Source organism: Pedobacter hiemivivus (assembly GCF_005144565.1).
In the GTDB taxonomy this organism is placed as follows: domain Bacteria; phylum Bacteroidota; class Bacteroidia; order Sphingobacteriales; family Sphingobacteriaceae; genus Pedobacter; species Pedobacter hiemivivus.
The window spans coordinates 1-14,783 of record NZ_SWDX01000018.1; the positions used below are offsets into that span (position 1 = coordinate 1).

The following is a 14,783-nucleotide window of genomic DNA, read 5'->3' on the forward strand; positions in this document are numbered from 1 at the left end:
TAGGTATAGCTCAGGCTGTCCATCAAACTACCTCCAGAACCATTCCGCTGAAGCGTCAGGATATTGCCATTGCCGTCATAAGTGTAATCCTCTTTGTATTTATCGCTGCCATTACCGTTCCAGCTGGTTGTACTATTGCTTAAATCATGCTGGCGCATCCTGGTCAGCCTGTTCAACTGATCGTAAGCATAGGTATATCCCTTAGGTTCATCATTGCTGATCCCTTTTATGGCCACCGTACTATTGCTGATGTTACCATTGAACAAGGCGTTACCTGCTTCGCCTCCCGGCTGCCATTGCATATTATAGGCCAAACCACCACCGATAGGCTGGTAATCATTGGGATAATAACCCAGACTGTAGGCCATCGCATCTCTGGCAATGCCATTGGTGCCGTCTCCACCTTGATCATTGCCAGGCTGAAGCGTATTACCATTCACACCTTTTAACCAGCCCTGTAAAGTATAGGCATAATCCAGGCCTTGCACTTTATGCCCCTCACGTCCTAAATCAACCCTGGCCAATGGTCCATGAAGATAATAGCGATAACTTGCATCCTCTTTACCGGTAACCAGATTCAGCTTGCTGCCAATGCCATAAGACACCATATTCGCCTCAACCCCACTCCAGGCTTCGGTTAACCGGTTTTCATCGTCATATTTGTAAGCGTAATAAAATTGATCATGTTTATCGGCTTGGCCGGCCTCTGAGGGCTGATAAGCTACAAAGTTCACCTTACCACTGGCCAGGTCATATTCGTAATTGATCTTTTTTATACCCAGACCGTTGACTTGCTGGTACAATGTTTTCACATTACCCGAAAGGTCATAATCGTAATAACTTGCATTGATATTATTATTCCCTGCATTTTCTCTGTAAATACTTGCTGCTACACGCTTACGCAAATTAGTCTGCCCCAAGTCAAGGGGAACTCCTCCAATTCCACCTTCCGGTGCATTATCATAAATGGTCTGGGTAAGCTGACTATTACTTCCCGACGACAGGAAGTTTAAATAGCTACTTTGCTGAAGAAAAGCAGGAAGATCCTGTTGTGAAAGGTTGCCGTTTAATTTCTCTCCTACTTCGGTAATGCGTCCCAACGGATCATATTTGGTATAACTATGTTTGCTTAAAGGAGCTTGCCGGGCATTTTGCGAAATCACCAGACGGCTTTGTAAATCATACCAGAACCGGCTTATCCCGGCATCAGGACTTTCCTGTTTAATAACCTGATTGGTGCTATTGTAAGCATAAGTGGTGGTTAAGGTATGTGCCGGGTATAAAGCGTTAAATTGTGTTTCACGGGTGCTATTAGGCGCAATAGCTGTTGGTCCACCCAATTCGGTAGGAACAGCAAAACGATGCCATGCAGTATAGGGACCAAAAGCACTTAAACATCCACTTTCTGCATTACTCTTAATCTCTTCAGCCGTCATCAGTCGCCCGTTATATAACCTTAAATGTTTCAGGCTACTGATATTTTCCGGCAGGGACAAACTTGGAATACTACTGATTGTCCAGGTACAGCCGGCAGATGGTGCCCCTGATACCGCAGGGTGGAGCTTACCATTAATCCACAATTGTAATGCTCCTGAAGCCAGTTTGTCACCTTGTACCACGATATGGGTCCAGGGAAGCAAAGGTTGAAGCGCAGCGATATTCGCAGTTACATGGTTAGAAAGTGTAATGCTAATAGAACCCGCATCTGCCTGTTGCAAGCTGTAGACATCAATATTAAGCAAATTGCCATTGATACAAGCCTGGAACATATATTTCTTATCAGATGTAGTAGCAATCATTTGCCTGAACAAAGTATTATTCTGGTACAACCACATTTCTACAGCCGCATTTCCATCATAAGCAAGCGCATCAGAAAGGCTTTGTAATGCGAGTGGTTTGTTCGCTTCAGTATCCGGTCCGTTATAATTGCAATTATCAGGGACGAAACGTCTGGCATTACTAACCATCATTGTTTCAGTCTCATTTAACACGTTTACTCCCTCTGGTGGTACGGTGCGTATTAAATTGCCTGCCTGATCATAATAATATAAGGTATAATGATAAACCTGCTGCGCCATCAGCATTTTTACATTTGCTTTAGCCGAAGCACAGAGGTTGACATAGGCATTGGTGAATTTATTTCGCTCGTCAAGAATATAAGCCTCATACTCACGCATCCCATTTCCTATTGCAGTTTCAATCAAACTTCTTTCACAATCATAAACAGGCATTGCAACTTCCGTATAAGGAAGTTCATTACACAATTGATTATTACTACCATCACCAAATGCCTTGTATTTATCAAATGTTAAAGAGAATCCCCATTTGTGGTTCATGTAGTTTGAAACAATAGTTTCGTAGTTCGCGGACTCAGGAGTTAAAGAATTATTAAATTCTGCCAGCAAGGCACTCATTGCAGTATTGTATTCGCCTTTGGTAATACAAGCTTTTGAATTACTTTCTAAAAACTGGGGTAAAATAATATCTTTTTCCAGAATAAACCGGCAATTATTACAGGCTTTTAACAAAGCATCAAATTCCGCATGACTTAGCTTCATTGTAGTCCCAAATAGATTTTGAAGATGGGTATAAAACTGTGGGTCACTTAAACCAGCCGGCCTCAGACTAGCAAGTTTATCACAGATGTCTTTGCTGGTATTGGTAATTGTCCGCTCCACAGGTTGATGTCCTGAATTGTATGGATAAGGAGCGTCAATAAGCCAGGGATTTAACAAAGGCGTAAATGCTCCCAATAAATTCTTGATTACATCCGCGAATGTACGGCTTGGAACATTACTTACTCGGATGTATCCTGATGGCAAGCTACTTGCACCCATCGGATGTGCCGTATCACCCGCCAGTATACAAAGGTCAATTAAATGAGCTTTTAGTAAGTTCCGTGTACTTTCTGGAACTTCACTTGCATCTAACCCTGGTTTTAAGCGTTCCATCCAAACATCCGCACCACTTTCGCAGGATGTTTTCACTAAATCGTACAACTGTTCTTTAAGGTCACTCTGAAATTGTTCTGGAGATTGTGAGGATACGTCCGCTCTATTGGGAGCTCCAAAATGTGACCGTTTTGTGAGCAACAATGGAGAACAAGAAACTGGCTCCGGATCATTAGCACAAGGGTTTGTACCGCAGGCAAAAAACAAATCATAATAGTATGGATAAGTAGAAGTGGGACCAGTTAAATAAGCTGTTGTTGTATTAACGGAAGCGGGAATAGTAACCGTCCCTAAATATTGAGCATTAAGGGCGTCAGGATTTCTGTAAATATCCACTTGAACATCATGATTTGGACATGTGACACCATTTTTATAACTAACACTTATAGAAATACCATCATTTTCCCAACCTGGCAATGTGACAACTTCAAAATCCGAGGCAGGACAAGGATTGTAAATGGATGATACCGAATTATTCACCTGTCGATTAGCAACTTTAACTTCTACATATTTTGATACCCAAACATTCTTAAATCTTTTTGAAACATTAGCACGCTCCTGAACAACAAAATACGGTTTGAACTCATAAGCAGTAAAATTAACCTTCGATAAAACTGGACCACTCCCACCACCGAAGGCAGTTGAATCACCTTTTATGATGCTATAGACATTTTTACTGCTCACATCAGTGATTAAAATCTCATTAATTTTTTTATCTGAGTCAGTAAAATTATTGGTCTTTAATTTATCTGTACTTTTGTTTTCTACTGATCCTGCAGATTTCGCAGCAGTCCTGCCCCAACCATTATCACCCACACATACAAATACCCACACATTATTATAGGTGGCTATCAAATTTCCCGAAAGGTGATATATCTTTAAGCACTGATAGAATTCAGCATAACAGTTATTCCCGCTTGGATTAAACGGAGGCATATTATTGTAATCATATCCTTCAATAACAGTATACTCAGTTCTGTAAGCGTAAGACCCTGAATTTGCTACATAGAAATTATAACCTTCATAATCGACGCCGTAAATATGCGTCTCATAAAAACAAGGGACTTCTGTAGTTTCTGTACAGATAAACATCCATACATTGTAAAAATTCTTTGGTGTACCATTTGCAAGATAAACGGTTATGCAAGGATAAAAACCTTGGCTGCTATAGCCATTATTACAAACCCCTGCCGGAGGATTTGGAGGATCTCCAGCCATACCGCTAACAAACCAGTAAGTGTTTTTAATGTTATTCTCCAGATTGCTGAATACATTATCGGCGAGCTGAAGTCCGGATGCTCCCAGTTGAAATTGAACACCACATGGATTCACACCATTTCCCCCATTAGGCGGTAAACTTATTGTTGTTCCTACCGGGCAAGATGCGGTACAGCCTGGACTGCTGCTCCTTGCCTGTTCGAAGTACTTCTGTTTCAATTCCAGATACATATCCCTGTACATTTGCCATTCACGGTCAACAACCCGGCAATCCATTTTTTTTGCACAGTTTTCCCATCTTGCTGAAGGTGCTCCGAATTGATTTGTGGTAGCCGTAGAATCTGCACAGTATAACTGATAATCTACATACTGACTTAATCCTTTAATACTTGCAGTCGGCACCTTAGTATTCAGTTTTAAAACAGTCTGACTGTAGTTGAGCAAGTCAGCTAACATCGCAGGCTTGTATGCCTCACCCGCTGCTCCGACTTTGAAAAAGGGATCGTAAGGGAGTAACCAATCACTATTTGTATCACTATAGGATATACCCACTGCAGTAAAGCCCTCAATTTTTGCATTAGTAGAAGTCTCGCTTACTTTTTCATCCCAGCTTCCAGAAACGGTATTCGCATAACAGAACAGTAACTTACAATATTCAGGATGTTGATCAAGAAACAGTTCGGCCCATTCCGGTCTCCAGTATTTAACCAGTTGGGCTAGCTTAAAACCATTTCTATATGGAGAGATAACACTCCCGTCCTCCAATGTGATTAAGTCTTTCTGATAAAGAGGATCAGTCTCATCCAAATCATTAAACACGCCATTCTTAAAGCGCTTAAACAGAACATTTAAGTCTGTCTCCAGCGGATTCCCCTCATTATCAAACAAGGCATACTGCCCCCCAGGCGAAACATCTGCCAACATTGGGATTCTGTAGCGATCGCAAACACTCGACATGGTGTCGCAGCCATCCTGAAGTGCATATACCGTAGCAGACAACCGAGTATACAACTGATCAATAAATAAAGAATAGGTATTAGTGTCCAGTACACCCATTTCTTTTAATTTTCCATTGAACATACTAGTGAACGCGACTTGAGTCCCTAATCTTTCTTTCGCAGTTTTACAATCCGCCAGACAATCTTCAAATCTGGCTTTTTCCAGTGCATTTAAAATAAACTCAGATTCCTTTTTAAGTTGACCTGTTGCCTGCCCTTCACTTACAAACTCATCTGTAAAATGCTTAATGACCTCTTTGCTCAACTGGAGTTCAAAGGTGATATAGTATTCGCCGATTTTATCAAAGTTGACACTAAGACTATCCTCATGCAAACTTGTTTTTTCAGGTGCGGCAACTATTGATCCGATGGTATCGAACTTCGTTCCCTTTATATCTCCGCAGTCATCCTTTACGGTAATTTTAAGCTCATAATAGCAATTGCTACAGGGCTGAAATAAGCCACCAGGATATCTGCTGATTAATTGCTCCACATTGTATTTCAATGTGCCTGCTCCGATTACAGAGGACAGATAAGTAGTATTCGCCGTTAGTTTTAGTGCAGAACTATTAAAAACGAACTTTCCGGAAGTGATCAGTGGCAGCGTATCACGCTTTACAACGGGCAAGGAAGGTAATGCTTCCAGATTGGCAGGTGTGCTTCCCGTTAGCGCTGTGGCGATTGTTTTTCCTGAAGCATTCACATAACTGATGCTGACCTGTTTGTTCGGATCAACAACCATGTTTTTAAGGTAGTGGCTCGCATCTCCCACGTCATTACCAAAAATTCTGTCGAGTTCCCACTGCTCTGGTTTACCATAAAAATATTTGGTGGTACGGCTATCCTGTACACCTGGTTGAAATGCCGGCCCCACCCCTCCCTGTAATTGAATCCTTCCTGTATTATCTGCCGTGTATTGTGTTACAGATAATGGAAATCCCCCGGCATCGGGGATGTATTTATTATAAGGTCGGGTAGGATCATCTTTAAAAGCATTGGCGTTGTCGGCAGAATAATACAGCGATGAACCTGAACTCTTTTTTAAAGCTTCGGGTAAAGTCTCACAAAATGCCGTATTCAGGTTTAAAAAATTGTATTGTTTTCCTGCTGAATTTTGATTAAAATTTTGAAAATAGTGCAAAGTTTTAGCGAGAGACTCCTGTGCAGGAGCAGGCAAAACACTTGCTGCAACCCTGCCATATTGATCATAAATGTTTTCCTGAACGATAGCTACTTTTTCGGCATTATTCAACGTAACTGTTTGCCTCCCCCTCAGTGTACCGTCAAAATAGGTTACTACCTCTTTTTTCTTACCATCCTCTGCGTAACTCGCCGCATATTGCCAGTTCATTTTAGATTCGTGCCAGCTGGAAATATCCCATGCTGTATACTGACTTGAATTGTCTTTCTGGTAAGACCAGCTGCCCTCCAATCTTATCCCATCTGTAGCATAGGAAACCTGCCTCACCCTAACCAGGATCACATCGGCATTTGATACTAAGGAAATTGTGTATAAAGGAACGGTAGTGGTTACCCTGGTGGAATTATTTTTAAAGAACTGAGCAACTGCTAATGGATCCCCGTTGAAAGTACCATCTACAACACCGTTTAAAACATAAGAATTTTGCTCATTTTTATCCAGCATCACCCATTCAATATCATACTCCTCGCCAGAATATAGTGGTGTCCAGCTCAGTTCTAACTGCGCGTTGTTATTTATTGGTCCCCCTCCGCTTAATCTTTGCGCAGCCCTACCCGGAGCAGAATCATTTTGCAATATGCCATTAACCGATATCGGCATTTGCGGCATAAACTTATATTTCCTGTTAACTACAATCGTACTTGTCAGTTGAAATATTTCGGGTATTTCTGTTCCAAATTCAGGGCTCTGCACATCAACAACATAAACCTTCACATAGTATCCATTTGTAAAGCGATAGTTGTCCATACTCTTATAGACTTTTCCTGATCCCTTTTCATAATTGACATGTAGTTTTACAGAATCTATTAAGGTTGGCTGAGCCTGATCAGGGCTGGAAAAATAAGCTACCCGGAGTGTAATATGAAGGTTAAAACTTTTAGAGATCTCCTGTTCTGAGAGGATACTTAAAGACAATGTATTATTTACCGAGATATTGGTAATCTCAGACCAGATGAAGTTGGGGTTTTTAAACTTCTCATCCTTTACAAAAAGAGAATCGTTCTTTTTAATTGCCCCCTTAATGAAATTCTCATAAGGTTCTTCGGCAGCAAAAGAATTCAATCCCCAAAGGACAAGCAAACAAGTAATAGTAAAAACGTTTCTGAGGCGTGTTATCATCAGTGTATTTTTTAGATCGCAATTAATTCATAACCTTCATAAGCCGGTGCCGGAATCCATGAGGCATTTTTCTTTCTTACAATTTTTTCAGGTCCGTAGGTATTGTGATCAACCTTATTGTGACATTTTACAATATCGATGGTAACGGTTTTATCCTGCGCTTTGTCTTCAGGTGCATACACATTACTTAACCTCACACTAATTTGCTGCGGAGCAAGACTTTCAGGATTAAATGTGACACTGTACAGCTTACAGGTAATGTGGTTATCATTTACAACATTGATGGTTTCTAACTGATCTCCTCTTTTTTTATCAATCAGCTGATAGCCCTCACTTTTTAAATTCCTGATCAATGTACTAAGGTCAGGCAAGCCGGCATTGCCCATCACTTCCTTTTCTTTTCCCACCATTATTTTCTTTAAAATATGATCGACAAATACATAAGTACCATTTCCATTAATGGTTTCAGTTTCGCCAAAACGACAGTAAAAATCCTGTCCTTTTTTACTGAGCTCATACTTCTGATTTACAACAGTTTCCAAACTATCAGCACCATTAACAGAATTAACTATCCCCGAAATAAAAAACTCATCCGCCTTAGCATCCAGCTTTGCACAAACTTTAGCAAATTTTTCAAGGACCACAGGGTCATAATCTTCGATCACATCTACGGATTTTTCTGTGACAACAGCATCTGGTCTGGGAAATGATTTTGGTTTAATATACCTGCCCCAAGCGAAAAAGCTTATACCAGCAATGAGCAGAATGAGGACTGGTATTTTTAAATATTGACTATATTTTTTTCTGTTCATGATTTTATATTTTTTTCCTATAAGAAGAGCGGCTCTCCTTGATCGTGATTATACCTCTTTCAGTTTCTTTTTTAACCCTTGTTAATGATCCCTTGTCATCATATTCGTAAAATGTGGCAAAAGCATTCTCGTCCAATTCTGCCATTAACTTAAAGGTCTTACTACTGTAAGCATAAGACTTCAACTGTGCTTCATAAGGATGAATCCGGATGTCATCTATACGGATACCATAAAAATTCGGGAACAAACTCAGACTGAGACTACCTTTATTACCTGACAAAACAATCGGTCCTTCAATTAATTTCCAACCCTCCACAATTGCTTTACAGGTAAGTTGTATACTTTGAGCAGCCTGGTTCTCTTCCTTTTTACTTAGCGTAATGTTTACACTTCTGTCCGTCGCCTGATCATCTTTTATCCATGCACTAAATAAATATTGTTTACCCGGCCGGGGCTCAAAACCTTTAGGAGACAGACCGCTTGTGGCAATAAGACTATATTCGCCATCTGCGCTTCTTTCTAAATAAGTATTGCTCTTCTTATACTCACCATCGTGAGTAACGGTGGACAAGGTTACTCCGCCAACAGGTAATTCGGCGCTATAATCTCCCGTATGCGAAAAATTAGCATTGCTATTGTCACCCAATTTCATATCCCCACTCATAAAATCGTGATAAACACTTTGTCCAGGATTAAATGCCAACGACCAGCTATCTTCGAATGAATTCACATAGATTTCCCTGTTCATCGCATTTGAAGCTACAGCAGCGGGAAGCTCACCACTAAAACAGAATGTTGCGGCACTGTAACGCTGAAGCGCATCTTTGTTTTCCAGTTCCTGCCCATACTTATCGTAAAGTGTAATGGTATTAGCCGTTATCCAATTACCTGTATTAGCACTTTGTATTAAAGCAGCCTTTAATAAATTGTAGTTCCAATAAGGTATGAATGCATTAATGTAACCTGCATCAGATAAATTAACACCTCTTTTTCCGGCATCAAAAATCCCATCATAGGTCCTGTTGGATTGAAAAACTTTTTGTTCATACGGACGCCAGTTCCCCTTAAGCCCATGTACAAATGGATTGTAATAACTTTCGTAGGTAAAACGCCAGGTTTTAACCCCATCGATGGTACGAAAGCTTTGTAGATTACCCATATTCGGGTAACCCAATAATGAAGAAGTTTGGAAAATGGGATTCAGACTAGCTATACTTGTGGCACCTTGTAATTGTGATAAAGTATTGTTGTAAATCTCAATGGCTATACTACCGGGATTAAAGCCAGGATCGGCATCGTTCCCTGCGTTATATCCTTCCAGCTCAATGCTATGCGTACCTTTTTCCAAATAAACAGGGTAGAGTTGCCAGTACCAGAACGAGTTATAAATATTTGGAATAACAATCTGCCCATTATCAATTGTTATTTTAAGCCTGTCATCCCCAGCAAAGCCAACATAATAATTCCCACTGTTTTCAACATAAAATGAAGTTAAAATTCCGACCGGTTCATTCAGAGTTGGGGCAGGCAACCAAATGCCCACAACATCCATCCGTCTACTTAAGAAGGCATTCTGAAAATCCGTAAAAGTATCACAACCAGGCTGTGGATCTTCGAAATCACAGGGACTAAGATATCTGCATCCATTGGCACCATGAGATGAATGTATGGAAGACTTGAGATAATTGAAGTTTCTGGATGTATTTTCAAATCGCTTGCTTACCTGCCCATTACCATCTACAGGCCATTCATCACTATACAGCGTTGCAGAAGCATTGATTGCTTTTAGGCCGGATGATAAGTTGGTGGTGACAACCGGTTGGAGCTTATCATCCCAAATCGGGTTGTTTAAGCTGACAATACTTCCTGCACTTGCACTGAGCTGGTTTCTAAATGATGATCTGATGACCTTGAAGGTATTTTGTGGGGGCAGGCTTTTAATGAGCTTACCCTGTACATTGATCAATGCGTGATCTCCAGTTCCTCTTGCACTACTGATTACCCAGTATTTCTTTTGGTTTATGACATCTATTAATTCATCTCCTTCTTTGAGTACGGCATTAAAAGGTGCTGCAATTTCATGATAACCATTCAAACTGATATCCGAAAGCAACATACCTAAATTCTGATAACCTCCCCCCATTTTCTGGTAGGCCCAATAAGCTGGGATATTGGTTGTATAATAACTCTTATCAAATTCATTTTGGGTTCTGGTTACTATTGCTTCACCGGTTACACCATCATAAGCTACATTCTCGACCTCTATGGACGAACCGTTTTCCGTTTTTACAACCTTATTCACAATCCCATGATTTTCTATGACCTTAACCGCACAGGCAGATCGGAAGAGTTTGTATTCATTGTTATCATTTACCGGCCAATGTGGGATGGGCAGCGGAAATGCAAATATCCCCGGGATCAGATCAACCCCGATATTTATCGTTTTTCCTGAATTTTTAGATTCTTGCTCCCTGAAGTCAGTAAATAGTTCAATATCCCGGCCTATGTAAACACCTTTTTTCAGATCACCATTCTTATCAATAACATTTACCTTATTATCCAGCTTAGGTACTGCTGCATTAGGATTTACACCAGCATAATGGTAAACTGTTGAAGAGATTTCTGCCTCTCCTTTATTTAATATCCTGACAGCTTTGGCTTTACCGTGCATATCATTTAACTCGATGCTATAGCCCTGGGAAAGTGTCATTTCTGACATACTGTTCGTTTTTACCAGGGAATAAGTCTTCTCCCCTGGGGGATTATACCTTTGGATTGGTATGATCTTAACTTTTACAGGAAAATCCCTTGCTGTATAATATTCATTTACAATTAAACCCGTATTTGGGGTCCCTGGCTCTATATCTCCATTCGCATTCAAATCTTTAACAACAACTCTACTATATCCTACACCCGGGGCCGGGAAGAATGACTCTCCAAAAGGTTCCTCTAGTTCAAAATAATCCGTAATTGCCCCCTTTATTTTCTGCACATAAGGTATCGGCTGTTTGAGGGGATTTTCATCATTACCGACAGGTGGTTCATAACAGGCAACCCCACTACTGATCTTTTTCCCCTGTTCATTGGTCGTATATTCGTAAGACTGGCCATATACACCACGCGGGGCATCTGTTTCCCCGGTAAAAGTTTGCCAGTTGTCTTCAATTTTAATTTTCTGAACCCGTACGCCACCACCAATTTTATATCCGTTAGTTTTACTGATCCGTACAAAACTCTTGGGAAGATCGATATTCATCGCATAGTTTTTACGATTGGCTTTAACATAAAAGTTTTCTTTTAATTCCGTTAAATTTTTCGCAGCATTTGCGACAGCGGTTACCGCGGCTTTAACCGAGGAGGTCCCGTCTCCCACCCGATTCATAAACCCTGGATAAGCATATCTCGGATACTCGTTCTTCATCTTTTGCCAGGCAGAAAAACGAATCGGATTTTCGGTAACCCCGGACTCCTTTATCAGTTCAAAAAATATTGTTGCAGAAGAACCGGAAACATCAACTCCTTTTACTTTACAATAGGTTGAAATAAAATCATTATTTAAACCTTTGCTCAACTGATTGTTTGTTCCAATTGCAACGTTGAACTTCGTATACATATAACTGGAGCCGCTTAGATAAGTATCTTTAAACCAGTTCAACCGTTTTAAATCAGTATCAACGGATGCCGGAGGGAGTTCGTCTAAATGAATGCCGATTCCCTTTGCCTCCTTTAATGAGCTAGCACCAGCCCCACCCACCATTCCTTCAACGGGAACCATTACCGCAGCTTTTTTATTTTGCACATAAGCATAATCATCTGCTTCGTAGGTTACATCGATAACCCCGCCTGTTGGCAATTCTATTTTAGTTAAATGGTATAGCGCTGCGTTTGCGTCAGCTACTGATTTATTCTGAGTAGTGTAAGGGAACTCTTCATTACTCAATAAACCTTGATTAGCAGCCTGGTTTTTATAAGAGCCCCAACGATCGGTAGCCATAGTCGCATACCTCACACTGTTACTGTCGTAGGTAAATTCGTAGGGATGTTCCTTCCCCTTCGGAGAACTGCCATACTCAAACCATACCTTTTTTAAGGTTAATTTCCCATTGTTTGAGCCATTCACATTTAAAGATCCATCAGGAGCCCCTATAGAGTTTGGTGTCCCCTGGCACAATTCATACGAATAAGCGAACTTAACAACCTTAATTGGTTTACTCAGATCCGATTTTGAATACAAACGTATCTCTTTTAGTCGTTTCTGCTGGATCCCTAGATCGCGATCATTATTCCAACCCAAAACCCCAAGTCCGTCCAATCTATCTTCCGTAATAAAATAGGCGACCTGATTTTTTGACTCAATCGAACGGACATAATAGATCTCTTTTTCACCATAAATAATACTCGCTTTATCATCATCCGGATCTGCGAGCAGACCTCTGTTGAGGGTTGCCGTTTTATGAAACGTATTTCCTGATTCACCACGGGTAGCATATGGTGTGCGCCATCTGTAAGTCTCAATTTTTGAATATTTGAACTTCATCCCTGTACCAAGGTCATCATCAGTAATCCCATTTCTTGTTTTATCTACATAATCTGGCGACAGTACCGCTGTTAGTAAATAGCTTGAAGCATAAGCGCTCTGGTCCTCTTTATGATAATAATGATCTATACCCTTTTTATAATCATTTGTGCCAACTCCAGGGTCGAGATTAACCAGATTATCTTTCAAAACGGTATAATCCCGATTGTTCCCCCCAATAGCAAAAGAATATTCCTGCTGCTTCTTATTATATACAGGAATACCGTATACCATACGTTCACCTCCCTGCCCATTTACGGTGATTTCGGAAATGTGGTGCGCCTTTCTTATACCAGCATTTCGTCGGGTCGATACAGGAGGTTCATAAGCCAATATGGAGGGGTTAAAAGTCGCAGAGTCAATAAAATTATAGGTTTGGATTAAACTATCTAAAGCACCAGCATTTGCTTCTCTGGCTGTTAAATAAGATATCGAAGTACTCCTTATTTCTCTTTGTTTTTTGACAATCTGACTGTCGACAGCCACAACATTACTGGTTAAATAATTAGTAAGAAATGACGAATTCGCTGTCTTGGGACTAATCTTCACAGCAATTGCCATGGTATCTTTTAATTTCTTATTAAGGATTTGATCTTCGATATTCTTTTCATCCGATTTTCTGAAGAATACATGATCATATGTTGGATTTTTTTTAGCTTGTGATTGAAAATCACCATTCTTTAAATACCTATTATCAGCTGTCCATTTTCTTGTTGTATTGGCCGTTACCTGTTCAAATACAGTTACTCCTCCGTGTGCATAAACCCCTAATCCAATATCGTATCCCAAAGACGACATATTGGAAACATCTTTCACTTCATTATCTGCAAATGCCCCCGTTCCTCCCCGATACAAGCGGAACTGTCCTGAACCGGTCTGACTATTGTAAGTAAAGATATCCGGTGTATGTATGGGAAGGGCCAAGTTAGGTATCTCATTTACAATTGGATTTTCCTTTTCCCTGATAAAATCCTGAACCGCTTCGCTTTTATCCTTTCCCTGTTCTGCATAAAGAAAACCATATTGTTTATTGATATTGTCTCTGCTAATTACTCTCCGCTCACTTCTGTAGCCAGTAGCTCCACCTCCACCAAAAACTATCCAGGCTGACGAACCAATATCAAAACTAAATGATCCATATTCCGAGTAATATGGAATCTGAACTTTAGGTGCAATGGGCTCTGTATTATAAGATACTATAGGACGAGACATACGATAATTAGATAAACTTGCACCAAGGGTTAAACTCTTTAAACCAGACCGGCTATTGTAACCTAAAGAAGAACTTAAACTGGCTTTTCCTATCCCTTTGGATTTGGTTTCTTCAAGAATAGACATGGATATATTTGGAGAAACATCTACCCCACTAGCGGTATTAGATAATACACCGACTCCCATACTGGCAGTTAACATTCCACTATTTGCAAACGAATAAGAAACCCCTACGTTTGCACCAAGTTCAGCTCCTATACCAGTATAATTGTCACTAAAAATCCCAAAACTAAAGGAACCTCCCAGCTTGGCCTTACCTTTTAACTCTACTTTTGCTGTCAACTTACCACCAACCGTAATTTTGGGTTTGGTATAATGTGTGGTTACTATTGTATCACCGGAAAAATCATCTGGCACGCCTCTTAACTGTCTGCTAATTGCACCAACATTTAAATTCCAACCCAGTCCTACCCAACTAGCTTCATCATCCATACCAACTCCAGATTGATAGTTCAGATTAAGTGGGTAGCCATCGACATCCATTAAAGGGATATTGTATTTAAAATCCCCGGAAAAAAGATCTACCATATCTGATACACCAGCCGGCTGAAAAGACTGCGACTCCGGCTGTCCCGGACCAGAAGTTAATGCAAAGGCACTTAGGGGTTGCAATAAATTAATCATGAAAACCCCGAG

3 protein-coding genes are annotated in these 14,783 nt (G+C 40.5%); all 3 read right to left on the reverse strand.

Translation table 11 applies throughout. From position 1 onward, the window contains the following. Positions 1–7,487, reverse strand: a 7,487-nt coding sequence (locus FBD94_RS25185) for a DUF6443 domain-containing protein (RefSeq protein ID WP_136882280.1), incomplete at its 3' end; no start/stop codon positions are given. Between the two features lie 11 nt (positions 7,488–7,498). Continuing rightward, positions 7,499–8,299 carry a hypothetical protein gene (locus FBD94_RS25190; RefSeq protein ID WP_136882281.1) on the reverse strand — a complete coding sequence of 267 codons (801 nt, stop codon included), beginning with the start codon at positions 8,297–8,299 and terminating at the stop codon, positions 7,499–7,501. 4 nt (positions 8,300–8,303) lie between these two features. Then, positions 8,304–14,771, reverse strand: a complete 6,468-nt coding sequence (locus FBD94_RS25195) for a hypothetical protein (RefSeq protein ID WP_136882282.1) — start codon at positions 14,769–14,771, stop codon at positions 8,304–8,306. Between the last annotated feature and the right edge of the window lie 12 nt (positions 14,772–14,783).

Coding starts and splice junctions, on each gene's coding strand:
- FBD94_RS25190 (WP_136882281.1), bottom strand. CDS start 8,299: ATGAACAGAAAAAAATATAGTCAATATTTAAAAATACCAGTCCTCATT.
- FBD94_RS25195 (WP_136882282.1), bottom strand. CDS start 14,771: ATGATTAATTTATTGCAACCCCTAAGTGCCTTTGCATTAACTTCTGGT.